At 63.5% G+C, this 26,215-nt stretch carries 24 protein-coding genes; 11 read left to right on the top strand and 13 right to left on the bottom strand.

The window, feature by feature from the left end; translation table 11 throughout:
• Window positions 1–14: 14 nt before the first annotated feature.
• From EPB08_RS01430 to pflB, 3 genes are read right to left on the bottom strand one after another with little or no spacing between them, the layout of a single operon-like run.
• A complete protein-coding gene (locus EPB08_RS01430) occupies window positions 15–1,604 on the bottom strand; it encodes an aspartate:alanine exchanger family transporter (RefSeq protein WP_130617279.1) in 1,590 nt (529 codons plus the stop codon).
• A gap of 19 nt (window positions 1,605–1,623) precedes the next feature.
• Window positions 1,624–2,481 (bottom strand): pyruvate formate-lyase-activating protein, encoded by an 858-nt coding sequence (pflA, locus tag EPB08_RS01425; protein WP_130617278.1) that lies wholly within the window; start codon window positions 2,479–2,481, stop codon window positions 1,624–1,626.
• Between the two features lie 9 nt (window positions 2,482–2,490).
• Complete coding sequence (gene pflB, locus EPB08_RS01420) at window positions 2,491–4,746, bottom strand: formate C-acetyltransferase (RefSeq protein ID WP_130617277.1); 2,256 nt, start codon at window positions 4,744–4,746, stop codon at window positions 2,491–2,493.
• Between the two features lie 587 nt (window positions 4,747–5,333).
• On the opposite strand from pflB, the gene EPB08_RS01415 reads away from it, so the two are divergent.
• Window positions 5,334–5,993, top strand: a complete 660-nt coding sequence (locus EPB08_RS01415; protein ID WP_229238172.1) for a MarC family NAAT transporter — start codon at window positions 5,334–5,336, stop codon at window positions 5,991–5,993.
• A gap of 62 nt (window positions 5,994–6,055) precedes the next feature.
• Here the strand turns inward: EPB08_RS01415 and EPB08_RS01410 are convergent, their stop codons facing one another.
• The gene (locus EPB08_RS01410) at window positions 6,056–7,036 is read right to left on the bottom strand and encodes an alpha/beta fold hydrolase (RefSeq protein WP_130617275.1); all 981 of its coding nucleotides are present in this window, start codon (window positions 7,034–7,036) and stop codon (window positions 6,056–6,058) included.
• 138 nt (window positions 7,037–7,174) lie between these two features.
• On the opposite strand from EPB08_RS01410, the gene EPB08_RS01405 reads away from it, so the two are divergent.
• A complete protein-coding gene (locus EPB08_RS01405) occupies window positions 7,175–8,050 on the top strand; it encodes an AraC family transcriptional regulator (protein WP_130617274.1) in 876 nt (291 codons plus the stop codon).
• A gap of 51 nt (window positions 8,051–8,101) precedes the next feature.
• Here the strand turns inward: EPB08_RS01405 and EPB08_RS01400 are convergent, their stop codons facing one another.
• From EPB08_RS01400 to EPB08_RS01385, 4 genes are all read right to left on the bottom strand, one after another.
• Window positions 8,102–9,421, bottom strand: a complete 1,320-nt coding sequence (locus EPB08_RS01400) for an OprD family outer membrane porin (protein ID WP_130617273.1) — start codon at window positions 9,419–9,421, stop codon at window positions 8,102–8,104.
• A gap of 182 nt (window positions 9,422–9,603) precedes the next feature.
• Window positions 9,604–10,281 carry a methyltransferase family protein gene (locus EPB08_RS01395; protein WP_130617272.1) on the bottom strand — a complete coding sequence of 226 codons (678 nt, stop codon included), beginning with the start codon at window positions 10,279–10,281 and terminating at the stop codon, window positions 9,604–9,606.
• A 48-nt stretch (window positions 10,282–10,329) separates the two neighbouring features.
• Complete coding sequence (locus tag EPB08_RS01390; RefSeq protein WP_130617271.1) at window positions 10,330–11,301, bottom strand: aldo/keto reductase; 972 nt, start codon at window positions 11,299–11,301, stop codon at window positions 10,330–10,332.
• 14 nt (window positions 11,302–11,315) lie between these two features.
• Window positions 11,316–12,200, bottom strand: coding sequence for an EamA family transporter (locus tag EPB08_RS01385; protein WP_130617270.1), 885 nt, complete (start codon window positions 12,198–12,200; stop codon window positions 11,316–11,318).
• Between the two features lie 65 nt (window positions 12,201–12,265).
• On the opposite strand from EPB08_RS01385, the gene EPB08_RS01380 reads away from it, so the two are divergent.
• The 9 genes from EPB08_RS01380 (at window position 12,266) to EPB08_RS01345 (ending at window position 20,050) form a co-directional block, all read left to right on the top strand.
• Window positions 12,266–12,841 (top strand): CGNR zinc finger domain-containing protein, encoded by a 576-nt coding sequence (locus EPB08_RS01380; protein ID WP_130617269.1) that lies wholly within the window; start codon window positions 12,266–12,268, stop codon window positions 12,839–12,841.
• A 187-nt stretch (window positions 12,842–13,028) separates the two neighbouring features.
• On the top strand, window positions 13,029–13,541 hold the full coding sequence (gene msrA / locus EPB08_RS01375; protein ID WP_130617268.1) for a peptide-methionine (S)-S-oxide reductase MsrA: 513 nt from the start codon (window positions 13,029–13,031) through the stop codon (window positions 13,539–13,541).
• 372 nt (window positions 13,542–13,913) lie between these two features.
• Complete coding sequence (locus EPB08_RS21345; RefSeq protein WP_267873340.1) at window positions 13,914–14,171, top strand: MmyB family transcriptional regulator; 258 nt, start codon at window positions 13,914–13,916, stop codon at window positions 14,169–14,171.
• Window positions 14,135–14,428 (top strand): MmyB family transcriptional regulator, encoded by a 294-nt coding sequence (locus tag EPB08_RS21340; RefSeq protein WP_165418356.1) that lies wholly within the window; start codon window positions 14,135–14,137, stop codon window positions 14,426–14,428. The genes EPB08_RS21345 and EPB08_RS21340 overlap by 37 nt, the downstream gene beginning before the upstream one ends.
• A 334-nt stretch (window positions 14,429–14,762) precedes the next feature.
• Entirely contained in the window at window positions 14,763–15,869 is a 1,107-nt protein-coding gene (locus EPB08_RS01365) for an AI-2E family transporter (protein WP_130617266.1), read from the top strand.
• A gap of 29 nt (window positions 15,870–15,898) precedes the next feature.
• Window positions 15,899–17,434, top strand: coding sequence for a TolC family protein (locus EPB08_RS01360; protein WP_130617265.1), 1,536 nt, complete (start codon window positions 15,899–15,901; stop codon window positions 17,432–17,434).
• Window positions 17,431–18,555 carry an HlyD family secretion protein gene (locus tag EPB08_RS01355; protein ID WP_130617264.1) on the top strand — a complete coding sequence of 375 codons (1,125 nt, stop codon included), beginning with the start codon at window positions 17,431–17,433 and terminating at the stop codon, window positions 18,553–18,555. Before EPB08_RS01360 ends, EPB08_RS01355 begins: the two co-directional genes overlap by 4 nt.
• Before the next feature lie 35 nt (window positions 18,556–18,590).
• A complete protein-coding gene (locus EPB08_RS01350; protein WP_205746252.1) occupies window positions 18,591–19,616 on the top strand; it encodes a DUF2955 domain-containing protein in 1,026 nt (341 codons plus the stop codon).
• 53 nt (window positions 19,617–19,669) lie between these two features.
• Complete coding sequence (locus EPB08_RS01345) at window positions 19,670–20,050, top strand: potassium channel family protein (RefSeq protein ID WP_130617262.1); 381 nt, start codon at window positions 19,670–19,672, stop codon at window positions 20,048–20,050.
• Between the two features lie 48 nt (window positions 20,051–20,098).
• Here EPB08_RS01345 and EPB08_RS01340 read toward each other — a convergent pair whose 3' ends face one another.
• From EPB08_RS01340 to EPB08_RS01320, 5 genes are all read right to left on the bottom strand, one after another.
• A complete protein-coding gene (locus tag EPB08_RS01340) occupies window positions 20,099–20,449 on the bottom strand; it encodes a UBP-type zinc finger domain-containing protein (RefSeq protein WP_130617261.1) in 351 nt (116 codons plus the stop codon).
• A 130-nt stretch (window positions 20,450–20,579) separates the two neighbouring features.
• Window positions 20,580–21,533 carry a prolyl aminopeptidase gene (pip, locus tag EPB08_RS01335; protein WP_130617260.1) on the bottom strand — a complete coding sequence of 318 codons (954 nt, stop codon included), beginning with the start codon at window positions 21,531–21,533 and terminating at the stop codon, window positions 20,580–20,582.
• Window positions 21,534–21,596: 63 nt separating this feature from the next.
• Window positions 21,597–22,616 carry a hypothetical protein gene (locus tag EPB08_RS01330; RefSeq protein ID WP_229238171.1) on the bottom strand — a complete coding sequence of 340 codons (1,020 nt, stop codon included), beginning with the start codon at window positions 22,614–22,616 and terminating at the stop codon, window positions 21,597–21,599.
• Window positions 22,617–22,642: 26 nt separating this feature from the next.
• Window positions 22,643–25,615: a TonB-dependent receptor gene (locus EPB08_RS01325; protein WP_130617259.1), complete on the bottom strand. Its 2,973-nt coding sequence runs from the start codon at window positions 25,613–25,615 to the stop codon at window positions 22,643–22,645.
• 224 nt (window positions 25,616–25,839) lie between these two features.
• Window positions 25,840–26,214, bottom strand: a complete 375-nt coding sequence (locus EPB08_RS01320) for an MliC family protein (RefSeq protein ID WP_205746251.1) — start codon at window positions 26,212–26,214, stop codon at window positions 25,840–25,842.
• Window position 26,215 lies beyond the last annotated feature (1 nt).

Here is a 26,215-nt window from a genome sequence, read left to right as displayed (position 1 = left end):
ACTCGTCTCGGCTGTCACGAGAAGAACGCGGGAATGATGTTGACGAAGAGAATCTTCACGATCGTCATGCCGGGAAAGATCATGGCGTAGCCGAGATCCGGGCGATCGGTGGGCGTGAGCTTGTTTGCATAAGCGAGGATGGCCGGGTTGCCGCAGGCGCCGGCGACAATGCCGGCCACCTCGTCGTACGGCATCTTGTAGACCCAGAGCCCGAGAATGAGGATGGGCAGCACGAGCACGATCAGCACGACGGCACCCAGGCCGAGCATTTCCAGGCCAGTTTCCGTCACGGTGGCCGCGAATTTAGGTCCGGACGACATGCCAACCTGCGCGAGAAACAGGGTGAGGCCGAGGTTGCGCAGCACCAGGCTCGCCGACAGCGGAATGGTCCAGTTGATGCCTACCGTGCGACGGAACCGGCCAAGCACCAGCGCCACGATTAGTACGCCGCACAAGCCGATGGCCAGCTTGCCGACACCAGGCAACGGGAACTGGATGGCGCCGAGAAGGAAGCCAAGCGCCATGCCGATGCCGATGGAGATGTAGCTGAATTCGGCCGTCCCCTTGATGGAGTCGCCGAAGAATTTGCGCAGCAAGCCGAAGTCGGCTCGATTCGCCAGCACGCCAACGCGATCGCCAAACTCGAGCACGAGATCGGGGCGCGGGGTGATATCCGCATCGCCACGTCGAACCTGCACAACGATATTGGCTTCCTGCCCTGGCAGGGTCAGCTCGCTGAGCGTGCGTCCCACCACGGCGGGACGCGACGCGAAGATGCGCACATAGTCGATATGGCTGCGGTCTCCCAGTATCTGGCCCGGTGCCACTTCGCCCAGGTAACTGCTGGCCTGCTGCAGACCTTCGAGACTCGGGCCCACCACGAAGACGACATCGTTCTCCACCACGACCAGTTCAGGTGACGCAGGGCGACTGCGGTGCGCCGTGCGCAGCGCAACGATCTGTACATCCGCAGGAAGCTTGCTGGCGATTTCGCTGACGGTCCTGCCCAGGGCCGCCGCATTGCGCACCGCGATCTCGACAAACTGGAGCCCCGCCGCCGTCGTCGGCTGGACCTTGGGCTTGAGCATCATGAACGCGAAATACAGGAACAGGATGGGGCCGGCAACGCCAAACGGGTACGAAACCGAATAGCCCACCGCGGGATCGTCATTGCCCATGGTGGCAATGGCGGCCTGCAAGGTCGGCGTGCTGGTGCCTGAGCCGGCGAACAAACCGAGTGAATAACCCAGTTTCAGATCGATGAACTTGGTGAAAAGCAGACTGACCACACCGGAGAGCGCCACGCCGATCAGCGCCATCAGGTTGGCTCGCCGCCCCGATGCGCTCGTGAGGCCGATGAAGAACTGCTTGCCGTACTGGACGCCCACCGTATACAGGAAGAGTGCCAGGCCCAGCGTGCCGACCATGGGAGAAGGCACGGCCTTCGGCGCGAACCAGCCCATGGCGAGCGCGACAAAGAGCACGGCGCCCACGCCCAGCGAGAAGCCCTTGATATTGATCTCGCCAACGAGATAGCCGATGGCGATGGTGAGGAACAGCGCCATCATCGGTTGCTGCTCGAGCAGCGTCTTGATGACATCCACGGTCCTTCTCCTTATGGCGTCAGTAGACCGTCAATCCCCTACTGCGAAACTGTCCCCGTACGCGCTCCGACAACGCGACGTCCGGCGCCTCGCAATCTTTCAGCGTGTAATCAAGACCCAGCGATTCCCACTTGTCACTTCCCATCTGGTGGAAGCGCAACACTTCGACACGCTCGACGGAGCTCAGGCTCGCGCAAATATCCGCGACTCTCTCGACGTTGTCATATCCGTCCGTAAGCCCCGGCACGAGTACGAAGCGGATCCACATCGGCCGACCCAGCGCCGAAAGCCGATAGGCGTAATCGAGCGTCGGCTGCAGCGGCTGCCGCGTGACCTTCTCATAGATGTCGGGGTCACCGGACTTGATGTCGAGCAGGTGCAGGTCGATGTCCATCAGGTCCTGATCGGTGAAGCGATCACCCAGTCGCCCCGCCGTATCCATGCAGGTATGCAGTCCCAGTTCCTTGCAACGCCGGAAGATGCGCAGCACGAAGGGGCGCTGGACCATGGGCTCGCCTCCCGAAAGCGTGATGCCGCCGCGGCATGCCTTGAGCACATGGGCGTACTTGGAAATCTCGCTCATGGCGCGCGATACCGTCACGGGGTAGCCGTTGCGCTTATGCCAGGTATCGGGGTTGTGACAGTACTGGCACCTGAGCAGGCAGCCAGTGAGAAACGCCACGAAGCGGATGCCCGGCCCATCGACCGTGCTTCCCACCTCGTAGGAATGCACGTAGCCGACGAGGTCATCCTGGTCCGGAATGTCCTCGACATCGCCTGGATGCACCGAAAAGTAGTCGTGCGCGACGGCCGATTCTTTCGCTCCCTCGCTGTCGACATTGAGCTCGTAGCGGCTGCCGACCCGTGGCTCGCTCATGGCTTCCACCTACATGGAGCCATGGAACGTGCGACTGATGACGTCCATCTGCTGCTCCCGCGTGAGCCTCACGAAATTCACCGCGTAGCCAGACACCCTGACCGTCAGCTGCGGGTACTTCTCCGGATGCTCCATCGCGTCCTTCAGCGTTTCCCGGTTCAACACATTGATGTTGACGTGGAAGCCACCACTGGAGAAATACGCATCCAGTGCATCGACGCCGCGGGTGATGCGGTCCTCCTCCTGGCCGAGCGCCGACGGCACCACGGACAGGGTCAGCGAGATGCCATCCTCGGCATCGTCGTAAGGTATCTTGGCGACCGACATCAGGGCGGCCAGCGCGCCATGCGTATCCTTTCCATTGGCCGGATTTGCGCCGGGTGCGAATGGCTCACCCATTTTCCTTCCATCCGGCGTATTTCCCGTCGCCTTGCCATAGACGACGTTGGACGTGATGGTGAGCACGGACTGCGTATGGGTTGACCCGCGATAGCTCGGGAACATGCGGATCTTGTTCATCATCATCGAGACAAGCATCTTCGCGATGTTGTCCACGCGATCGTCGTTATTGCCAAAGCACGGGAACGTGCCGTCAATCTTGAAATCCGTGATGAGACCGCGCTCGTCCCTTATCGCCGTCACCTTTGCGTACTTGATGGCCGACAGGCTGTCGGCGGCATGGGATAGCCCCGCAATGCCGCACGCCAGCGTGCGCAGTACGTCGCGATCATGCAGCGCCATTTCGATCGACTCGTACGCATACTTGTCGTGCATGTAGTGAATGATGTTGAGCGCATTCACATAGGTCTTGGCCAGCCAGTCCATCATGGGATCCAGCCGTTCCATGACCTCTTCGTACTTGAGGACATCCCCGGTGATGGGGGCAAGATTGGGACCGACCTGATCACCGGTCACCTCGTCACGGCCGCCATTGAGTGCGTAGAGCATGGTCTTTGGCAGGTTCACGCGCGCGCCGAAGAACTGCATCTGCTTGCCCACGCGCATGGCGGAGACACAGCAGGCAATGGCGCAGTCGTCGCCCCACTTGGGCCGCATCAGATCGTCCGATTCGTACTGGATCGAACTGGTGTCGATGGATGCCTTGATGGCAAAGCGCTTGAAGCCGTCCGGCAGGCGCGGCGACCAGAACACCGTGAGATTGGGCTCAGGCGCCGGACCAAGGTTATAGAGCGTATTGAGCATGCGGAACGCGGTCTTGGTGACCAGCGTTCGGCCGTCTTCGCCGTTACCGCCGAGCACTTCGGTAACCCACACCGGGTCGCCCGAGAACAACTGGTTGTACTCCGGGGCTCGCAGGAAACGCACGATGCGCCACTTGATCACCAGGTCGTCGATGATCTCCTGCGCTTGCGACTCGGTAAGCGTTCCCTCGCGAAGATCGCGTTCGAAGTAGATATCCAGGAACGTCGAAAGGCGACCCGCCGACATCGCTGCGCCATTCTGCTGCTTGATGGCCGCCAGATAGCCGAAATAGGTCCACTGGACCGCTTCCCTTGCGTTGGCGGCAGGCCCGGAAATGTCATAGCCATAACGAGTGGCCATTTCCTTCAGCTCTTTCAACGAGCGGATCTGCTCGGCCAGCTCCTCGCGCAGACGAATCACCTCTTCGGTGGAGTGGCGATCGTCCAGCTCGCGCTTCTCGCGCTGCTTGTCCGTAATCAGGAAGTCGACACCATAGAGTGCCACCCGGCGATAGTCGCCGATGATGCGCCCCCGGCCATAAGCGTCCGGAAGTCCTGTCACGACACCGGAAGAGCGCGCCTTCCTGATGTCCGATGTATAGGCATCGAAGACGCCATCGTTGTGTGTCTTTCGATACTTGGTGAAGATCTCGCCCACCGCCGGATCCGGGGTGTGCCCATAGGATTCAAGACTGGCAGCCACCACGCGCCACCCACCGAACGGCATGATGGCTCGCTTGAGCGGCGCGTCCGTCTGCAGGCCGACAATGATCTCGTTGTCCTTGTCGATATATCCCGCATCGTGCGCCAGGATGCCTGACGGCACCTGCGACACATCGAGGATGCCTTTTTCGCGCTCTTGCGCGAGCAAGGGCTGCAGTGTTTCCCACATGCCCCGCGTACGGTCGGTCGCGCCGCTCAGGAAGCTGGCGTCACCCTCGTATGGCGTGTAATTGCGCTGGATGAATTCGCGGACGTTGACCCGCTCCTGCCACGCACCTGGAACGAAGCTCCGCCAGGCGGATTCATTGAGCCCACTGAGATCAAATGCTGCCGCGGCCATCCCGTCCCCCTACTGGCGATCTGCCAGGGTGATCGATGACTCTCCCGGAACCCCTTGGCTGGGGCTTTATATGGTTTCGATCCCTATCGAGGGCGCAAGATCGACGATCGAGAACCACGTTGGGAACATTCAAGAGCCGGGTTCCGACACCGTCAGCCCTTGAATGAACACACCAACACGCTCGCCACATGCGTCTTCGCTTGGCGAGCTAGCGTGCGCTCACATGCCTAAAAGACCTGTGAAGGGAAAACGCACGTTGTTCGTAATTTTCGCTGCGGCTGCACTGGATTTCGATGAAGGGAGAACAATGCACGCCACCAACGCCATCGTTGTCTTCTTTCACGCGATGAAAGGATTGACCCTTGCGTTAAGTACTTTTACGCAACGCATGTCCTCGCGGTTTCAATCGAGAGACTTCGATGTCGTCGTTGGTTGATGTCGTCATCGATTGACGGCAATCGCGACGCTCGCTGTCGAAAGCTTTCTTGGAGCTGAGTCATGAAATCACGATTTAGTCATCCCCTTCGTCAGATAACACGCCCCTCGACCCGCCCTTCGCCTTGGTTTGGATGGCTATGCACGGCTTTGTGAACGACGTCGTCGTGGGATTGCTTGGCCTGACGACCATCGCCAATCCCGTCACGAGTGCCACGGTGTTGTTGGCGCTTACCGGCCGTTATCCGCCGGAAGAGCGTAACCGGCAGATTTTCCGCGCCACCATCTACGTGACGATCGTTCTGTTGATCTGCTTTTATGCGGGCAAGGCCGTCATGAACGTGTTCGGCATCTCGCTGCCCGGGCTGCGCCTCGCCGGCGGACTGATCGTTTCGTATATCGGCTTCGGCATGCTGTTTCCACCCGCGCGGGTGGGCGAAGACGAAGCCCAGGCTGAAATGGCGGCCGAGGATCAGGCAACGCAGTTGCCCGACGTCGCCTTCATTCCGTTGACCATGCCGTGCACGACGGGTCCCGGCACCATCGCCTTCATCATCAGCGCGGCCGCGACGATTCCCGAGCGCGGCTACACCTACAACGTCAACTTTGCCGTCATCACCATCGCATTGCTGTTCGCGCTGGTGTTCTGGCTGTGCATGCGGGGTGCCAGCCCGATCCTCAAGCTGCTCGGGGAAAAAGGCGTGGATGCCATGGCCCGCGTGATGGGCTTCCTGCTGGTCTGCATCGGCGTGCAGTTCGCCATCAATGGCATCCACGACCTGCTGGAGTCCTGGGGCATGATCGCGACCTGACCGGCGCGGTCCAGCGCACTAGCGCGGGACCGTGTGGGCATCGGTAACCATCGCAACGTGTGTCAGGCCAGGCCCCACAACTTCCGCGCCTCTTCGGCGATCACGTCCGGGAACTCTTCCTGGAAAAACAGCTTGCCTTCCGGCACCCGGCGTACGCCACGGGAGTTGGGAAATATACCGGTCAGGTAGTCGGCATCCGATGCCTTGAAGATGGTGTCACTGGCACCCCAGACGACGCGCACCGGCACGTCGCTCTTCTTCAGCGAAGCCTCGATGCCCGCCAGTGGATTCGGCTCCATCGCGATGTGGAAGTCGTGGTACTGGGTGCGTCGAAGCGGCGAGCTGACCATCGGCGTCACGTAGTAGGCGATCGTCTCGGCAGTGAGTTTCTCCGGATGGGCGTACACCGCCGCGCCAAAGGTGGATCGCGCCAATGCGGTATCGGTCAGCCACTTGGCAGTGGCGTCGGCCAGCGTCCCGGCCTTCGCCATATCGATCGCGGGTTTCGCTCCCGCTGGCGGGCTGTCGGGCTCGACATCGCCATTGGTGAGCAGCATCGAGTTCACGCGCGATGGGTATCGCACGAGGAAGAGCTGCGCCACGGCACAGCCGGAGTCGCTGGCGACGATGTCGACACGCCCCGCACCAAGACTGTCCAGCAGCGCCGCCAGCATGGCGACCTGGGCATCGGCGGCCAATGACTGGTGTTCGCGCGCCTCCGTATAACCCAACCCCATGAAGTCCGGCGCAATGCATCTCCGGTGCGACGACAGGCGGGCCAGCGCGCCGCGCCACTGGAAACTGTTCAACGGCGCGCCATGCAGGAACACCGCCGCCTCGCCGGCACCGCGCTCGACATAGGCGATGCGCCCGAAGGGGAGGTTCGCGTAACGGCGTGAGGCACGAAACCATGCCGCATCCGACGACGCCGACGCTTCGCCCGCCTTGGGCAGGGGGAGTGCGGCGGCCCGGAGTACCTGTGAGCCAAGTACACCCGCAGCCAGGCCGGCGGCGCTCCACTGCAGGAATTGCCTACGCTTCATCTCGATACTCCATGGGGCTGTGATGTGGCCAGCATCGCGTCCACGTCGCCAGATGGCGCGCACGATCGGACGGCCGCCAGCACAGACGGATGAATTCCGGCACATGACCCGGTGACCGGCTACCGGTACAAAGGCCCCGTGAGCAACGACCGGCCCTCGTGCTACCCCGCGCCTCCCGACACGCTGTCGTCGGGCAGCGCCCATGCCCCGCCGCCCTTCCTCGATGTCCTGACCTCGCCCGTTCCGGCCGGGATGTTTCCCTCGCCGGTGGACCACCGCCACGTGCTCTGCCTTCACCTGGGCGAGCCCGTGCCCGTGTCGTACCGGGCGGGCCGCGTCGAACGGCAAGGCGTGCGGTTGCATGGCCAGTTCTGCGTGGTGCCGGCGGGTTCCAGCACGCTGTGGACGATGTCCCATCCGGCGCGCTCCCTGCTGCTGAGGTTGTCGCCGTCGCTGTTGCGCGACACGGGCGAAGCCATGGGACTGGGCGAACACCATGCGGCGCTGGTGCCATCGATCCATATCCGCGACCCGCAGATCGAGCACATCGGCTGGATGATGCAGGCCGAGGATCGCGATGCGTACCCGAGTGGCCGCCTGTTCACCGACAGCCTCGCCGCCGCACTGGCTGCGCGCCTGCTGGCCCTGCAATCACAGCACCGTCGCCCACAGGCGCCCGTACCCCGCGCGCTTCCCACGTGGCGGCTCAACCAGGTCATCGAATACATCGAGGCCCATCTCGACCAGGACCTGACGCTCGCCGAGCTGGCGGCCGTGGCGGGCTTCAGCGTGTCCCACTTCAAGCCGCTGTTCCGCGAGGCCGTCGGCAAGCCGGCGCACCGGTTCGTGCTGGAACGTCGCGTGGAACGTGCGCGATGGCTGCTGCAGGAAGCTCGCGGCAGCATCACGGAGGTGGCGATCGAAGCCGGCTTCGCGCATGCAAGCCATATGGCGCGTTGCATGCGGCAGGTGCTTGGCGTGAGTCCTTCGCAGATCGCCGGGCGCGATCGCTGACGCACCACGGATAACGAAGCGGCAGGGCAATGCCTGCCGCTTCCGCGTGCATCAGAACTTGTAGGTGATCATCAGGCGGTTGTAGACAAACGCCTCGTTGCCCGGGTTGAGGTTGTTGGTGCCGCCGGTGGAACGCTCCCAGCGGTCGCGCAACGTCAGGCCCTTCAGCACGCCATCCAGGTTGTAGATGATGTCGAAGTAAAGGTTGTGGCTGTTGCCACGCAAGTCGGTGGTGTACTTGGCATAGGCCGCCACGAGCTGCAGCTTCTTGTCGAGGAAGTAGTACTGCGCACGCGCCTTCCACGCGGATCCCGGGCCCTGCTCCACCAGGCCGCGGATCATGGAGGTAGTGAACAGCGGGTCGGTGGCGTAGTTGGTCGTATAGGGCGAAATGATCGCGCCCTGGCCCACGGCACCGGACTGGTTTTCCACCTTGTTGTAGGCCACGTCGATGCGACCGTCATAGATCGACGTGCCAAGGTCCGCACCCCACACCTCGGCACGCACACGCGTGCCCGCCTCGCCGAACAGCTTGGTGTGCGTATCGACCAGGATGTTGCCGTTGCCGCTGGTCTCGTTGAGGTACTGCAGCGAGAGGAACGGGTTGAAGGGCGAATCGGTCTTCAGCGTATAGGTGCCGTCCGCATACCCCATGCGCGCGAAGTCGATGAAGTTGTAGTACCACGCCTGTGCCTTGATGGCGTCGTGCGTGTAGGTCGTACCCGCCGCCCACGTGCCATCGGCCTGCGGTGCCGTCGACGGCAGCGAACCGTTGTTGCCATACATGGAGTCGCCGTCATAGCGGGACGGGTAATACAGGTTGTCCGAGTACATGCCGGTGGACGTGCGGCTCTTCCATTCGAAGGTGCGAATGGCGTAGATGTTCCAGTCCTTGATCGGCGTGATATCCACCATCGCCGCGTTGTACGAGGAAGGCACCACGCGCGAATCGTTGTTACCCATCCACGGTGTGTTGAGGTACTGGTAGCCGCCGCGCACCAGGAACCAGTCGTGCTTGTATTGCAGGTAAGCCTGGGTGAACGCGCCGATGGAGCTGTTGGGGCCCATCAGCGAGGTGTCGACCTTGGCGATCTCGTCGGAGTTCGTGCCCAGCGCGTTGGCTGTGGCGAACGATAGCCCCGCACCAAAGCCGCCCCACACGCTTCCCGATTGCAGGTTGACCAATGCTGCGAGCGACAGCGCCTTGGCGTCGGGTGTATTGGGCGTGTCGTAGAGACGGTTGAAGTTGTACAGCCTCAACTCGCCGTCGATATGACCCTGGTCGAAGAAGTCGTTGAAGCTCCCGTTATCGGCATGTGCGGCGGTGGCGCAAAGTGCCAGTGCCACCGCGGCGGCCAGCTGGTGTCGCATGCAAACTCTCCCCGTATCCGTTCAATCGGCTTTTAGACGGCCCAAACTCCCCATATCGGAGGCCGCTTCCGGGGGCGGATTGTAACCAAAACGCCATGCGCAACCTCATGACGGTTGGTCATAACACCATGTCGCAAGATGCTGAGGAACGCGACAAATGTGCACGCGATGTCAACGCGCAGCTACCAGATGAGCGGGATCAAGCGAAAGCGAACCTGCATGCAGTACGTCGCGTAGCCGGGAAGCTGCTGCAGCAGCAGGCGCTCCTCATCGACCAGCCGAACGGCCAGGGTCAATGTCGCCGGCACCGCGGCAAGCCACGCCCAGGTCGAACCCAGCGCCGCCGGCGTCGCCAGGAAGGCCACGCCACTGCCCAGGTACATGGGATGGCGCACCCATGCATAAGGCCCATCGGCCGCGACGGTCTGCTTCTGCACTACCTCAACCGTGCTCGCCGCATAGCTGTTGTGCCGGAACGTGACGAAGACCAGCACCAGGCCTTCTACCAGCAGGCCATCGCCTGCGAGCACAACGGAGGGCGGCACGCTGGACCAGCTCCATCGGTGATCCAACCCAGCCAGCACGAAGATGCCGAGTAGGCAGATCGCCGCTGCTGCCTGGATGCGGCGCTGGTTGGGCGTTGTTTCCGCGCCCGGCCCTGCCTGCAACCGGCGCTCCACCAGCGACGGATCGCGCTTGAGGAAACAGGCGGTGTTGAAGCACACGGCCATGCCGTAGATGCCCACATAGAGCCATGCCTGCCAGTAGCGCAGCGTCCAGGCACAGGCGAACAGCAGCACGCCAAGGAAAAGCACGGAGCGCAAGTTATTGCGCCATGCCTGCAACGAAAGCGTCGTCATGGGCTCTCTCTCAGTCGTTGATCGACGGTCCCTACGGAACGCCAGCGCCTAGGCATGCCCGAGCACGCGATGCGGGCGATAAGGGCTTTCCAGCAACGCGCATTCCTCGTCGGCAAGCATCACGTCGAGCGCCTGCACGGCCTGCTCGAGATGCGACATGCGCGTAGCGCCCACAATCGGCGCGGTCACGCCGTGCTGGTGCAACAGCCATGACAACGCGACCTGCGCCTGTGATACGCCACGATGCTGGGCCAGCTCCGTCACCGCATCAACCACCCGATAGTCGTCCTCGGTGTAGTAGAGCTCATGACCGAACGCATCGCTGTCGGAGCGCAAGGTCGCCGCCTTGTGGCGTGACCGCGTGAGGAAACCCCTCGCCAGCGGGCTCCAGGGCAGGACCGCCACGCCTTCGGCGCGACACAGCGGAAGCATTTCGCGTTCCTCTTCGCGATAGGCGAGGTTGTAGTGGTTTTGCATGGTGACGAAACGCGCCCAGCCATGCTTCTCGGCCGTCATCAGCGCCTTCTGGAACTGCCATGCGTACATGCTGGACGCGCCGATGTAGCGCGCCTTGCCGGCTCGCACGATGTCGTTGAGCGCCTCCAGCGTTTCCTCCAGTGGCGTTTCGTCGTCCCAGCGATGGATCTGGTAGAGGTCGACGTAATCCATGCCAAGCCGCGTCAACGAGGCATCGATGGCCGACAGCAGGTGCTTGCGCGACAGGCCGCGCTGGTTGGGTCCCGGTCCCATCGGATAGAACGCCTTGGTGGCGACCACCACTTCTTCGCGCCGCGCAAAATCGCGCAGCGCACGACCCAGTACGCGCTCGCTTTCGCCACCCGAGTACATGTCCGCGGTATCGAAGAAGTTGATCCCGAGTTCCAACGCGCGGCGAATGATCGGCCGCCCATCCTCCTCGCGGAGGATCCAGGCTTTGGCATCAGGACTGCCGTAACTCATGGCACCCAGGCAGAGGCGCGAAACCTTCAGGCCGCAATGCCCCATGTTGACGTATTGCATGATGAACTCCGTGATCAGGCCGGCGGCCGATGCAGCGCCACGCCGATGGCGACCAGCAACACACCCACCGACTCCAGCGCTGATGGCACCTGGCGCAGCACGATGACGCCGATGATGACCGCGGTGGCCGGCAGCAGGGCGACGAACAAGGCGTAGGTCGATCGTGGCAATCGACGCATGGCGAGCTGGTCGAACACATAGGGAATGACCGAGGAGCTGATGCCCACTACCACGCCGGCCCCCAGCGCCACCGGGTCCAGCAAAGCCGGCGCGGCGGCGCTGAAACCCAATGGGGAGATCGCCACTCCCGCGATGATCATGGAAGCACCCAGTCGATCGATCGGACTGGTGGACGGGTCGGCTCGGGACACCGCGTGCGCGAGCACGATGTAAAAGGTGAACAGCACCGCGTTGGCGAACGCCCACAGGAAGGCGTGCGGTGCGCCGCCGAAGCGCACTTCCGTCAGCAGGTACACGCCGCCGACCGTGAGCAGCAAAGCGGCCAGGTTACGCCGCGACCGCGCCCCGGCCAGTGCCAGCGCCACGGGTCCGGCGAACTCGATGGCCGCCACCGTTCCCAGGGGCAGTTCGGCGATGGCGCGGTAGAAGCAGTAATTCATGGTGGCAAACACGCCACCGAGCGCCAGCATGGTCCATTGCGCCGGGCGTTCCGCGGCAAGGAACGCACGCCACGGCCGCCGCCACAGCGCAAACACCAGCGCAGCCGACACGATGCGCAGCCAGGCGACACCGGCCACCGGCACGCGCGCGAACAGCAGCACCGCAAACGAGGGGCCCAGGTAATGAAAGATCGCGCTGCCGACGAAGAACGCGTGCGGCGGAACCCGCTCCACCAGCGGCAACGACCCCGAGCCTGTCTTACCGTCTAATGCACTCATGATGGTGAGACTTATAGCCCCGCATGGCTCACCTGTCAAACGTAAATAGCTGGTAAGATGAATCCATGGACGCACTCGACCTCCATCCCGATGGCTACACCGGCACCTACAAGCTGGTCGGCGGCCGGCCCTGCCTGGATTTCGTCAACACGATCAGCTGGCCTGAGACGGAACGCGAACACGACTGGCTGTCGTCGCCCGACAACGTGAAGCGCTGGTTCAGCGCCATCGACCTGCCCTTCGCGCGCGGCAAGCCCGTGGACCTGCCTGCCCTGCACAAGACGCGGCAGCTGCTTGCCCGCGTGCTGCGACCGCTCGCGCATGGCGAGCAGGCGCCCGCACCTGCCGTGGGCGAGTTCAGCAAGGCGGTCGCGCGCGCTTACCAGAGTCGCGCGATCGATCCCGAGTCGCTGGCCTGGCAGTGGACCGCGCCGCAAAGCGCGGCCGACGCGCTGTTTCCCATTCTGCTCGATGCCGCCGACCTGATTACCGCGGGCAATCACGAGCGCCTGCGCTACTGCCCGTCCTGCGACTGGCTGTTCGAAGACCAGACCCGCAACGGGCAGCGCCGCTGGTGCGACATGGCCGATTGCGGAAGCCGCGACAAGGCACGGCGCTATTACCAGCGCAGCAAGGCCTGAACCGGGAAGTCTTCGCCCGTAACGTGGCGTTCCCCTGGGCAGCCCGATACTCGGCGCATGTAACCCTTCCGCGCCCTGCAGCGAATTCATGCGCAGGCGCCCCACTTGTGCAGGCGGGCCAAGCCACCACCTTGGATGGCATGCCGCAACGGCGGCGCACCCTCACCTTCAATGAAAGGATGAATCCATGACGACCAAGACCGAGACGGCCATCCTGGCGGGTGGATGCTTCTGGGGCATGCAGGACTTGCTGCGGCGCTACCCGGGCGTGCTGTCCACGCGCGTGGGCTACACGGGCGGCGATGTGCCCAACGCCACCTACCGCAACCACGGCACGCACGCCGAAGGCATCGAGATCGTGTTCGACCCGAGCCGCATCAGCTATCGGCAGATCCTCGAGTTCTTCTTCCAGATCCACGATCCGACCACGAAGAACCGCCAGGGCAACGACCTGGGCATGAGCTATCGCTCTGCCATCTTCTATCTCGACGATGTGCAGAAGCAGGTGGCCGAGGACACCATCGCCGACGCCGATGCCTCGGGCCTGTGGCCCGGCAAGGTGGTGACCGAGATCGCGGCGGCAGGCCCGTTCTGGGAGGCGGAGCCCGAGCACCAGGATTACCTGGAGCGCTACCCCAACGGCTACACCTGCCACTTCATCCGTCCGGACTGGAAGCTGCCCCAGCGCAGGCAGGCGTAACGGCAAGAGCGCCAACGGCGTGAACCGTTGGCGCTCAACCGGTTTCATCCAACGCGCGAAGCGCAGATGACGGGGCGAAGACGCATGCTGCAACGCATCGCAACGCTTTGACTTTCGTGCAGGCAGAGTGAGGCGGCATCCCGACGAGGGGCTGTTATGCCTCCGTGCAACCATCGTCCCACGCTCCGGCGCTGCTACGACACCTGCACTTCTCCTGCCGGGCGGCAAGGCATGCGCACATGACGCGGAACCACTGCGAGCCCGCGCACTGATGCTCAGCGACATCCAGCGTGAGCACGTGCACATGCCGGCGCTCGGCCGACTACCGGGTACCCGCTAGCGTGGCGCCGACCCGGTCGCGCCGCGCCGCGCCTGCAGCGGGTACTCGACTGCCTTCCCTACAGCCCTGCGATGGTACGCACCGCAACCCGGGATGTGTTCGCCTGGAACACGGCGGCGGTCGTTCTCGCGCACTTCAGTGTGCTCGAACCACACGAGCACAACATCCTCAGGTTGCTGTTCTCCGATGCGCGCGCCAAACAGGTGCAGCAGGAACGGGAGAGCGTGACGCAGTTCGGTGGTCGCCGCGTTCCGTGCCGACGTCGTGCGCGGGCGCCAGCCATGAAGTGAAGGCACTGGTCGATGAGCCATGCCAGCACAGCGCTGACTTCGATCAACTTTGGCGCAATCACGAAGTGCGCCACTACGGCGACCACGTGAAGCACCTTCGACACCCCGTGCCGGGTGAAATCGCGCTGGAGCAATCGCAGCTCGCTGTCGACGGACGCACCGGCCTCAGCCTGGTCGTCTACAACCCGGTGACCGCGAGTGATGCGCTGCGCGTACGGGAGCTTGTCGATGCGAGGAAAGCGGCCAAGCGCATCTGATCGCAGATCGCGCAGCAACCAGAGAAAGCGGTGCGCAAACTTCTGCCCATGGCGGCGGGTGACGCTGAATTACCCTTGAGGCGGATCCTTTCGAAGAGCGAACAAGTCGCGCTAAGTAATTCTACTTACTGCACGCACTTGTGCGATGGCGATCGCTATTCGACGTGCAGTCTTTGCGAAATGGCCACCCAAAACCGCACAAACTTTCTCGGAAAAAACACACAGTCTGGCGGAGCATCAACAGGCCGCGGCAGGGGCGCCGGCCGGCAGGGGAAACCAGAACGTTTGGCCAACCGCTCGCGAATCTCTACTGCAATCTGCAAGGAGATCATCGATGCTGTCCACGCCTATTTCCGAGAAAGCATGGTCGCGCGGCATGCTCGACGTCTTGATTCGAGCCGGCCTGATCGCGGTGCTCGCGATTGTCTGCTTTCGCATTTTCTATCCCTTCGGCAGCCTGCTGGTGTGGTCGCTTATCCTGGCGATCACGCTGTATCCGCTGCACCTGAAGCTGCGACCCAAACTTGGGAACAAGGACGGGATGACGGCCACGCTCATCGTGCTCATCGCACTCATCATCATCACGGTGCCCGCGTACCTTCTAGGCATCGCACTGGTGGACTCCGTGGAGCACGCGATGGAAGTCGCCAAGGGCGGTGACCTTCGCATCCCGCCACCGTCGGAGTCGGTCGCCAGCTGGCCACTGGTGGGTGGCAAGGTGTATGCGTTCTGGTCGCAGGCTTCCACCGATCTCACTGGCCTGGTCCAGAAGTTCACGCCGCAGCTCAAGGGCATCGGCACCATGCTGCTCGGCGTCGCCACGGGCGTCGCGTCGGGCCTGATGATCTTCATCTTCGCGCTGATCATCGCGGGCATCTTCATGGCCTACGGTGAAGAATCGCGTCGTAGTGCCGTACGGATTGCCTCGCGCCTGTTCGGCCAGGAAGGTGGACCCAAGATCACCGAACTGTGCGCCGCCACCGTCCGCGCGGTGGCCCAGGGCGTGGTCGGTATTGCCTTCATCCAGATGCTGCTGGTCGGCGTCGCCTTCGTGATCAAGGGCATCCCGGGCGCGGGCCTGCTCGCGCTCGCCGTACTACTGCTCGGCATCATGCAGCTGCCTGCCACGTTGATCACCATCCCGGTGATCATCTTCGTGTTCGCCAAGGAAGGCTTCACCGTGGGCGCGATCATTTTCGCCATTTATGTCTTCGTCGCCGGTCTGGCGGACAACGTGCTCAAGCCGCTCCTCCTCGGGCGCGGCGTCGACGTGCCGATGCCGGTGATACTGATCGGTGCGCTCGGCGGCATGGTGACCGGTGGCGTGATCGGCCTGTTCATCGGACCGGTGGTGCTGGCCGTCGGATATCAGCTGTTCTGGCGCTGGGTCGACGACCAACCGCAGGCGGTCGAGCAGCCCAGCGAACCGAAGCTACCCTGACGCACCGGACGGCGATCGTGTCGTGCCCGATGCGTCCGAAGCAAATGCTGCTGGCGGGCGTGGTGTGCCTCGGCGGTTGCACGACGGTCGGCCCGGATTTCCAGCCGCAACACGAAACATGGCCCGAGCACTGGAGCAGCCCGGCCATCCAGCAGGCCACCTCGCAGCAGCAGCAACCTGACGCCAGCCAGTGGTGGCAGGTGTTCGCCGATCCGAGCCTGGAACGACTGATCGGTGAAGCCGACGCGCACAACACCGACCTGAAGGTGGCTGGCCTGCGGGTGCTGGAAGCGCGCGCCCAGCTGGGCATCGCGCTCAGCGGCCGCTATCCACAGGTACAGCAGCTTGGCGCCGACGCGGCTTATGTGAAGACCCGGAATCACAAGGAGCCCACACCCAGCATTCCCGGCTCCTGGCAGTACGGCGCGGGCTTCAGCATCGGATGGGAACTGGACTTCTGGGGGCGCTTCAAGCGCGCGATCGAATCGGCGGATGCCGCCTATTTCGCCTCGCAAGCCAATCGCGAGGCGGTCATTGTGTTGCTGCACGCCCAGGTGGCCGACACCTACTACACGATGCGCACGGCCGAGGCGCGGCTGCGCATCGCGCGCGAGAATGCCGATCTGCAGAAGCGCAGCTTCGAAATCACCGAGCGCCTGTTCAAGAGCGGCGAGAGCGACGAACTGGATTTCCAGCAGGCCAAGACGCAATACCTGAGCACGCTGAGCAGCATCCCCGACTTCGAAAGCCAGATCCAGCTCGCTCGCCACGCTCTCGCCGTGCTGATCGGGCGACCGCCGGGCCCGCTGCCGGAGCTGGATGAGCGGCCCGACAAGCAAGGTTTCATTCCACTGGTCGACCGTGCCGTGCTGCAGGACGTACCGGCCAACCTGCTGCTGCGCCGTCCGGACGTGCAGGCCGCCGAGTACCAGATGGCAGCGCAGTCGGCACTCATCGGCGTGGCGAAAGCCGACTTGTATCCCTCCGTGAGCTTGCTCGGCACGCTGAGCTGGAGCGCCAGCTCGCTGTCCGGATCGCCGAGTACGACTGCGCTGGCCATCGGCCCGAGTGTCACCTGGAACATCTTCGACCACGGCAGGATCACCAACAACGTGCGCGTGCAGGATGCGCGACTGCAGGAGCTGGTGGTCACCTACCAGGGCACGGTCCGTGAAGCAGCGCGCGAAGCCGACGATGCCGCCACCAGCCTGATCTCGGCCTTGCAGCGCGACAGCATCCTGCGCGATGCGGAGACCTCCGCGCGACGTTCGCTGACGCTGGCCAACACGGTCTACCGCGAAGGCTATTCGGACTTCCAGCGCGTGCTCGATGCGCAACGTGCGCTGTCCTCCGAACAGGATGCGTACGTCGTCAATCGCAGCAACGCCGTCGGCAGCCTGATTGCGCTCTACAGGGCGGTCGGCGGCGGCTGGCACACGGACCAGCCGCTGGTCGATCCGGCGACGCGCGAGCAGATGCAGCAACGCACCGATTGGGGCGACCTGTTCGATGAGCCCGAGGCTCCGTCCGCCCGAAGCCGTACACCTGCAGGCCCGACTCGATGAGCGATACGACGTCATCCCCTCCCGCCGCAACACCGGCCTCACCGCCGGCCGCCGAGCCGTCCAGCAAGGGCGTGAAATGGGTGCTCATACTGATCGGCCTGAGCCTCGTTTGGTACCTGCTCGCCGACCGCTACACGCCGTACACGCAACAGGCGCGGATACAGGCCTTCGTGATTCCGGTCGCGGCCGAGGCTGCAGGCCGGGTAACCCGCGTCTTCGTGCACAACAACCAGCAGGTCAAGGTCGGCGAGGTGTTGTTCGAAATAGACGCGGAGCCCTACCGAATCGCGCTGGTGAGTGCGCGGGCCAATCTCGAGACGACGCGCCGGCAGCTCGGCGCGAGTACGGCGGGTATCGATTCGGCCAGCGCCTCGTTGCGCGCCGCGATCGCCAACGAGGTGAAGGCACAACAGGACAGTGACCGCCTGGAACGCCTCTACCGCGAAGACCAGGGCACCGTGTCGCTGCGCCGCCTGGAAGTAGCGCGTGCCACGCACGAACAGGCGATCAGCCAGGTCAGTGCCGCCCGTGCCGAGGTCGAGCGCGCCAAGGAACAACAAGGCGGCGGCGAAGCGGAGAACGCGCAGTTGCGCAGCGCCGCGGCTGCGGTGGAGAAGGCCGAGCTGGATCTCGCCAACACCAAGGTGCACGCCCAATCGGACGGTCTGATCACGGACCTGCGCACCGATGTCGGCCAGTTCGCGGCCATGGGCAACCCGGTCATGACGCTGATCGCGAACCACGATGTCTGGGTGAGCGCCGACATGACGGAGAACAACCTGGGACATCTGGAACCGGGCACCGTCGTGGCCATCGCGCTGGATTCGCGCCCGGGCGAACTGTTCAAAGGGCGCATCCGCAGCATCGGTTATGGTGTCAGCGTCGGGCAGAGCTCTCCGCCGGGCACCCTGCCCACCGTGCAGAACAGCCGTGACTGGTTGCGGCCCGCCCAGCGGTTTCCGGTGATCGTCGAATTCGCAGCGGGAGAAAACGTACCGGCGCGCGACATCCGCATCGGCGGGCAGGCCGAGGTGATGGCCTTTCCCACCCAGGGCAATCCGCTCAACCCGTTGGGCCGCGTGTTCCTGCGCGTGATGAGCTGGCTTTCCTATCTCTACTGATGACCGCCATAGCCATCCAACGCGAACGACTGGGCTTGCGCGCACTTCGCCTGGCCTTCGGCACGGCACTGTGCCTCGCCATCAGTTTCGGCATGGACCTGTCCATTCCCATTGTGGCGCCGGTGTTCGCGGTGTTTCTGCTGGCCTCGGTCAATCGCCCCATGCCCCTGAAGGCGGCGCTCGGCCTCGTGATGGTGGTCGCCATGACGACGGGTAGCGGACTGCTGCTGGTTCCGCTGCTGCAGTACTACTTCATGAGTGGCGTACTGCTGGTCGGCCTGTGCCTGTTCCTGGCGTTTCGTTACGGGCTGCGTGGCGGCAACAACCTGGTGTCGACCTTCCTCGTCGCCGGCGTGACGATGATCTCCGCGGCAGGCACTGCCGATCTGCAACTGGCGATGACGGTCGTGGGGGCATTGGCAAAAGGTCTGCTGCTCGCCGTGGTGGCTTTGGGTGTCAGTCACTGGCTGTTTCCTGAACCGCCCAGCCCACAGAAGCCGCCCTCCAAGCCAGGCTTGCCGAATGACGACGCGACCCACCTCGCGCTACGCGCCACCCTGGTGGTGATGCCGGTGTTCCTGCTCGCCCTGGCCGATCCTTCCAGCTACATGCCGATCATCATGAAGTCGGTCAGCCTCGGCAGGCAGAGCTGCACGACCACCGCCCGTGGCGCGGCACGCGAGCTGCTCGGCTCCACCCTGCTCGGTGGTGCGCTGGCGATCGCGTTCTGGTTCGCGCTGAAATGGTTCGTGCACCTGTGGATGTTTTTCCTGTGGATGCTGCTGTTCGGCCTGCTGGTGGCGCGCAAGCTGTATGGCTTGAGCCATACGCGATACTCGCCCAGCTTCTGGCTCAACACGCTGGTCACCCTCATCATCCTGCTCGGCCAGTCGGTGCAGGACAGCGTCGCCGGCAAGGATGTCTACACGGCATTCGCGGTGCGCATGGGGCTCTTCGTGGCCGTCACCCTCTATGCCTGCCTGATGGTCCAGCTGCTCGACGTGCGCCCACGCATGCGGCAAGGCACGACGACGGCGGGACAGGCACCGCCGCCCTCGTGATCGCCGTTCTCATATCGTCCCCACAGGCCACACCTCACCCGGAGACTTCCGCCATGGCACTGATTTCGAGAGCTGCTCGAACTCATCTGAGGGCCGCCGATGTGCTCGAGGAGTTCGCACGAACGCTGTGGTACCTGCGCGCGATCATGCTGGGGCAGGTCTTGTTGTTCATCGTCCTCTCTACGGCCATGTACTACTTCGGCGGTCCGGTCGAAACCTCGGATCGCTCCGCTTCGCCACCCGGCGAGACGTTTTACTTCTGCGCCATTACGGCGCTCACTATCGGTTACGGTGATGTCGTGCCCACCACGACGTTCGGACGCATTGATGCGCTGCTGCTCGGGCTGGTGGGACTGCTGATGACTGGCCTGGTCATTGCCGCCGCCGTACGCGGCGTACAGGAGGCCACGCGCAGCCGGAGTGAGCACGACTAAGCCCGACAGCACACCAGCCAACATCACCCGAGCCGCAGGCAGCGCCTGCTACATCAGCAGATCCTGCCAGTCCTCGGGCACCTTGCCCTTCGGCCCAGGCACCGGTTGATCCAGCGGATGGGAGAGCGGTGCGCGCAGCGCCGGTCCATCAAAAAACTGGCGTGAGCGGAAATCGTAGAACCAGTCTTCACCCGGCTCGAAACTGCGGATCACGGCGTGGCCGGTGGCATGGAAATGCTTGGTGGCGTGCTGATGCGGAGAGTTGTCGCAGCAACCGATATGGCCGCACTGGGCGCAGCGACGCAGATGCAGCCACCATCCGTCTGCGCTCACGCATTCGGCGCACCCCGTACCACTCGGAGCGGCATCGGTATCGATGCCCTCATCACGGTGGGTCATGCCATGCCTCCTCGTGCTATTCCGGTCCGAACGGCGAATGCGGCGGCGACAGGGATTGCCCTGAGCCGACCCGCCTGTCTTACCGAATCGCCCGCGCGCGCTTCGTGAAGAAACGCGCGCGGATAATCGCTCAGCAATACCTGTCTGCCAGGTTGTCCGTCGCACTCACCAGCTGGTCGACGATCGCCGGATCGGCGGCGCTATGCCCGGCAAGCACGATGTGGAAATGCGCTTCGGGCCAGGCACGCGCGAGGTCGCAGGCCGACTTCACCGGACAGATGATGTCATAGCGGCCATGCACGATGGTGGCTGGGATATGGCGGACGCGCCTGAGGTCGCGCATCAGCTGGTCCGGCTCCAGGAAAATGCCATGGCGGAAATAGTGCGCTTCGGCGCGCGCCACGCTGATCGCCGCCTGCGGATTCTCGAAGTTGCCCGGCTCATCGGGATCGTGGACCAGCGTGGTGCTGCCTCCCTCCCAGTTGCCCCATGCCATCGCGGCGGCGAAGCGCACGGCCTCGTCGTCGCTGTCGAGCCGTCGCCAGTACGCCTCGACCATGTTGTCGCGTTCGTTCTCGGGGATGTACGCGAGGTAACGCTCCCACCGCTCCGGAAAGATCCACTGCGCGCCACCGTCACGCTCGTTGAACCAGCGAAGCTCGTAGTCGCGCCCGAGGAAGATGCCGCGCAGCACGAGGCCAAGCACGCGCTCAGGATGCGTCTCCGCATACGCCAGGGCCAGCGTCGAACCCCACGAACCACCGAACACCACCCAGCGCTCGATGCCGAAATGTTCGCGGATCGCCTCGATGTCGGACACCAGGTGCCACGTGGTGTTGTCGCGCAGCTCGGCGTGCGGCGTGGAGCGTCCGGCGCCCCGCTGGTCGAACAGCACGATGCGGTATCGCGCAGGGTCGAAGAACCGCCGATGGTACGGCGACACGCCCGCACCCGGGCCACCGTGCAGGAACACCACCGGCAGACCGTCGGGGTTGCCGCATTCCTCGATGTGCAGCTCGTGGAGGTCATCGACCTTGAGTCGATGCGTGGCATAGGGCTCGATTTCGGGATACAGCTCGCGCACGGTCCAACTCCTCGGAAGGTTTGGCCGAGCATACCCATGTCCGCGCACGGGGTGAAAGGGCGATTACTTCGCCGCCGTACCCGCTGGCCGGCAACCCATGCCACACGCAAACCAGGCCTTGGCATCCGGATAATCGATCGTCATCGTGAAGTGCATGAAGACATTGCCGCCCACTGCACCGACCACCGGCTGATCCATATAGCTCGACATGCCGCCAGGCTGCTCGGAGAAGTTGGCGTCCGGGCGCTCCGTGAACCACACCGGGCCCACGCGCCAGCCGGCCATCTCGACCTCGGGCACTTCGATGAGTCGGCTGTCGAGCTTGGTGCCAGGCAGGCTGTCGCCGTGCTCGATGACACGCCATGCAGGATGCGCGCTGTGCCAGCCGTCGAATACCTTGGTGGTGACGTAGGACGTTACGCCGACACCTCGCTCGGTCACAGACGCGGCGGACACCTTGCCGGCCTCGGTCGGATGCGCCGTCGCCCCGGTATCGAGCAGGAAATCCATTGATTCCCCGGCAATGTTCAACGCGATGCGGGCAAATCCAATCTGCAGATGACCTTGCTCATCGCGGGGAAAGCCCAGGCTCGCCGCATGCAGGCCATGCGCCGGCTTCCAGTCCACGGGCTCCAGCCAGAGCTTCCGGGCGGGATAGTCAAAGGTCCATACGTGGCCCGGCAGATAGCCTGCCCCCAGCTGGCCGTCCTCTCCATCGATGGCCCCACCGCCAGGAATCAACAGCGCCATCGAATCGCACGGCGTTGCTTCCGAGCGCGGCAGGCCCTGTCCGCTGCGAAACGTCATCGACTTGACGACATCAAGCTCGCTTTCACCCAAGCGGCAACGGTCAGCATCAAGACCCACGCGCGCAGCGGCCTTGCGCGTAAGCAGGAACCAGCCGTGGCTACCGCCTCCGCCGGTATCGACGACCAGGCGCAGACGCTGGCCTGTAAGCAGCGTCGGCGTCGCGTAGAAATGCCCGGCCTCGTAGACCGTCGGTACCAGCTGCCTGGTTTCCGCGCTGGCGGACGACACCACGCCCGCCAGCACCATCGCCATGACGACTTCCTGTCTTTTCATTCCTTGTCCCTATCGCCGGATTGCACTCAGAGCTTGTAGTTCACCCCGAACAATACCGTGCGGCCCCAGGTGTTGTAGTCGAGCGGACTGCCCACTTCCACGTTATTGGGAAGACCGGAGATCTGCCTCGTCTTGGCTGCCTCGTTGTTGAGGTTGCTCACCTGGAACAGCACCGACAGGCCCTTCCACTTGCCGTCGTCAGCGAACGCATAGCCAGCCTGGAAGTCGGTGACCAGTTCCGGAAGGATCTGGATGTAGCCGAGCTGGTCGAACAGCGCGATGGCCTCGCCGGTGTAGGAGGAGCGGTAACGCTCGGCGATACGTGCCGACCAGCCGTTCCTCTCGTAGTACAACGCCAGGTTCGCCACCTTGCGCGAGAGACCCGGCAGCGTGGCCGGACCGCCCGGAACGGAGGAAATCGAACTCACCGGAATGCTGCTGTTGGTGATCGAGAAGTTGGCCTGTGCACCGAAGCCCTCGAGTGCGTGCGCAAGCAGGCCACCTTCAATCGCACCGGACAGTTCCAGGCCCTGCATCTTGCCACCGGTACCGTTCTCCGGTCGGGTGAATGCACCGATGGGGCTGGTTGGGGTGAGCGTCGGATTGTCGTTGATATAACCGGCCTGCTCGAAATTGAAGTCGAGCACGGTCTTGTTATAGATGTAGTTGAGCAGGTTCTTGCCGAACACCGCAGCGGATACGTAGCTGGACTGGCCGAAGTATTTTTCCCACGACAGGTCGACACCCACGGCGACATAGGGCTTCAGCTGCGGGTTGCCGCCGCTGCCGGACCACAGCACCTGTCCGGCGGCAGGACCCGAGGTCACCTCGGACACGCCGGCAGAACTGGCTACCTTTTCGTCATCGATACGACCACGGGCCATGGTCTTGGCGAGGCCAAAACGCAGGTACTGGCGGTCACCGAGGTCAGCGATCAGGTTGAGGCTGGGTAGTACGTTGTTGTAGGTGGTGCCGCCGGTGAGCGTACCCACCAGCGTGTCGCCGTTGGTCTGGTAGGCATCGGACGACTGGTCGGTGTGTACGAACTGCACGCCCACGTTACCGCGCAGCGGCACATCGCCCAGCGCGGTGTCGATGTTGAACTTCACGTAGCCAACCGGCACCTTCTCTTCGACAGAGTAGTTGCGACTCCAGTCGGACTGACCATTGCGCTGCGTAAGATAGAACTGGTTCGACAGCGCAGCGAGCACGTTGTAGTTGAGGATGCCGCCGAGGCCGCCGTAGCCCAGGTCGGTCGGACCCTGCAGGAACGCCGGATTTACCGGCACGCCCATCGTGTGGTCGTACGTACCCGCATCCGAGCCGTTGCCGTTGAGCCACGCGAAATAAACATCCGCCGACTTGACCTTCTTGCGGTCGGAGTAGTCCATGCCCAGGTCGAACGTGCTGAAGATCCATCCGACCGGGTGGGATATCTGCAGGCGGATGGCCTTGATGGTGTCCTTCTGCTTGTCGTATTCCTCGCGGCCGTTGTAGCCGTAGTTGTCCGGATCGGTGAATACGACCGAGGCAGGATCGGAGAGACTCGCATCCGTCCTGAAGTTCGGGAAGCCGAAGTTGAGCGGCGTGGCGAAATTCACCGTGGTGGTGGCGCCATTGGCGAGACCGCTGAACAGATAGGCGTCGTGCAGATTCACCTTCGCCGTCGAGTACGAAAGGTCGGCCATGCCCTGCCAGCCGCTGCCGAAGTCGTACTGGTTGTTCCAGCCCACCGAGAACAGCTTGTCCTTTTCCTTGTTGTAGTCGTTCTCGAGGATCGGGACGATGTTGCTCATGGTGCCGGTAGTGACGACGGGGTACGGCTGCGACGGCACGTAGCCCACGTTGCTGTAAACGGCGGGGCCGGCGTTGTCATACGGACCGCTGGCCCACTGCGCGCCGTTGGTGTACTTCTCCTGGTTGAACGTGGAGTAGTACATGTCCAGCGTGGAGTGATAGGCATCGTTCGGCGCCCACTCCAGCACGGCCATCAAGCCGTTGCGCAACTGGCTTTCGGACTGCGCACGCAGCTGCATGCCCTGCTGCGAGAGCACGCCATTGGGCATGCCCGGCGTATGCGGGCCGCCCCACGCGTCCTCGATGCTGCCCGGGCCGTTGTCGAGGCTCCACCACCAGGCCTGGTACTGCTTCTCCTGGATCGGCGAATCGAGCTGTGCAAAGCCCACGGCAAGACCCAGCGTGTGATCAAAGAACTGGTCGATGTACGAGAAGCTGACACGGTGCCCCATGTCACCGACACCACTGCCCGGATTGAGCTTGCCGTTGGTGTTGTACTCGCCACGCACGTTGGCGGCCATCGCACGACCGGGCAGGTCCAGCGGCTTGATGGTGTGCAGGTCGACCGTGCCCGACAGGCCCTGGCCGATCAGGCTCGCATCCGGCGTCTTGTAGACCACGGCACCGGTCATCAGCTCGGCCGGGTACTGGTCGTATTCCACGCCGCGGTTTTCACCCACGGTAGCCTGTTCGCGACCATTCAACGTGGTGCCCGCGAAGTCAGGCGACAAACCGCGAATGGAGATGAGGTTCGCACGGCCATCCGCGCGCTGCGTCGCCAGGCCGGGCAGGCGCGAGAGGCTTTCAGCGATGCTCGCGTCCGGCAGCTTGCCGATGTCCTCGGCGGAAATCGCCTCGACGATGTCGTCCGAACTCTCTTTGGTCTTCAGCGAATTCTGGATGCTTCCGGCGATGCCGGTGACCACGATCGCGTCGAGGTTCTGCGCATTGTCTTCCGATCGCTTGGAGGCGGGCGCCGCCTGCTGATCGTTGGCCGCGGGCTTGTTGTTCGCGGCTGGCTTCTTGTTGGTAGCCGGTTTGGCTTCCTGCGGATTGCTGGTGGTCGGGTTCTGCGCGTCCTGGGCGTGGACCATGCTCATCGTGGTGAGCGCGAACAGAGCGGCACAGGCAACGGACAACGGGCGGCGGCGGCCAAGATCGGAACGCAAAATCCGCACCTGCGGTAAGCGACGGTAGCTCATTCCCTTCCCCATATTGTTTGTATTGGAAGCTGCGCCCCCGCGCAGCTGGGCACGAAACGCAAGATCTTACGCCAGCCAGTAAGCGGCCAGCTCGAAGTCATCGGTTCCTGAGTGCGCGCAAAGAATGATCGAGAGAAATTGCCGCGTCATCATGCGACGCAGCATCATTCACGATGGTGAAGATGCATCGACAACCTGCATCACGTATCAAACGCCGCATTTGCCTACTTCGCCGTGCACGCTGCCGTGACAGGTGCGGCATTTGCTCCGGCCATGGCGTCGTACAAATCGCCGCGCTCGCCCTTGGTCCACCACGTATAGCGCCCTGCCATGTACTTCACGCCCGAGGCGGCGATCGTGTCGACGAACAGCATCGGCTTTCCGTCCACGGGAAGCAGGGCGAAGCTCTGTCCCGCCTGGCTGTTCCAGTAGGTGACGGTAAGCGATTTGCCGCCCTCGCACTGGTAGGTGTGCGTCGAGGTGGATGCCACCTCGACGCCGGGTGCATGGAACGTGTCGGCTGTCGCGCATGCGCTCAACAGGGACAACGCCATCAGGCCCACCATCGTGCGGCGATCGATGCTTGCCAACGGAAACATG

Source organism: Dyella amyloliquefaciens, from assembly GCF_004296575.1.
In the GTDB taxonomy this organism is placed as follows: domain Bacteria; phylum Pseudomonadota; class Gammaproteobacteria; order Xanthomonadales; family Rhodanobacteraceae; genus Dyella; species Dyella amyloliquefaciens.
This window is presented reverse-complemented; position numbering and strand designations above follow the sequence as displayed.

Bases quoted from the DNA above. Each gene is read 5' to 3' on its own strand.
- pflA (WP_130617278.1), bottom strand. From the start codon at position 2,481: ATGAGCGAGCCACGGGTCGGCAGCCGCTACGAGCTCAATGTCGACAGC.
- pflB (WP_130617277.1), bottom strand. From the start codon at position 4,746: ATGGCCGCGGCAGCATTTGATCTCAGTGGGCTCAATGAATCCGCCTGG.
- EPB08_RS01410 (WP_130617275.1), bottom strand. From the start codon at position 7,036: ATGAAGCGTAGGCAATTCCTGCAGTGGAGCGCCGCCGGCCTGGCTGCG.
- EPB08_RS01400 (WP_130617273.1), bottom strand. From the start codon at position 9,421: ATGCGACACCAGCTGGCCGCCGCGGTGGCACTGGCACTTTGCGCCACC.
- EPB08_RS01395 (WP_130617272.1), bottom strand. From the start codon at position 10,281: ATGACGACGCTTTCGTTGCAGGCATGGCGCAATAACTTGCGCTCCGTG.
- EPB08_RS01390 (WP_130617271.1), bottom strand. From the start codon at position 11,301: ATGCAATACGTCAACATGGGGCATTGCGGCCTGAAGGTTTCGCGCCTC.
- EPB08_RS01385 (WP_130617270.1), bottom strand. From the start codon at position 12,200: ATGAGTGCATTAGACGGTAAGACAGGCTCGGGGTCGTTGCCGCTGGTG.
- EPB08_RS01380 (WP_130617269.1), top strand. From the start codon at position 12,266: ATGGACGCACTCGACCTCCATCCCGATGGCTACACCGGCACCTACAAG.
- msrA (WP_130617268.1), top strand. From the start codon at position 13,029: ATGACGACCAAGACCGAGACGGCCATCCTGGCGGGTGGATGCTTCTGG.
- EPB08_RS01365 (WP_130617266.1), top strand. From the start codon at position 14,763: ATGCTGTCCACGCCTATTTCCGAGAAAGCATGGTCGCGCGGCATGCTC.
- EPB08_RS01360 (WP_130617265.1), top strand. From the start codon at position 15,899: ATGCGTCCGAAGCAAATGCTGCTGGCGGGCGTGGTGTGCCTCGGCGGT.
- EPB08_RS01355 (WP_130617264.1), top strand. From the start codon at position 17,431: ATGAGCGATACGACGTCATCCCCTCCCGCCGCAACACCGGCCTCACCG.
- EPB08_RS01345 (WP_130617262.1), top strand. From the start codon at position 19,670: ATGGCACTGATTTCGAGAGCTGCTCGAACTCATCTGAGGGCCGCCGAT.
- EPB08_RS01340 (WP_130617261.1), bottom strand. From the start codon at position 20,449: ATGACCCACCGTGATGAGGGCATCGATACCGATGCCGCTCCGAGTGGT.
- EPB08_RS01330 (WP_229238171.1), bottom strand. From the start codon at position 22,616: ATGAAAAGACAGGAAGTCGTCATGGCGATGGTGCTGGCGGGCGTGGTG.
- EPB08_RS01325 (WP_130617259.1), bottom strand. From the start codon at position 25,615: ATGAGCTACCGTCGCTTACCGCAGGTGCGGATTTTGCGTTCCGATCTT.
- EPB08_RS01320 (WP_205746251.1), bottom strand. From the start codon at position 26,214: ATGTTTCCGTTGGCAAGCATCGATCGCCGCACGATGGTGGGCCTGATG.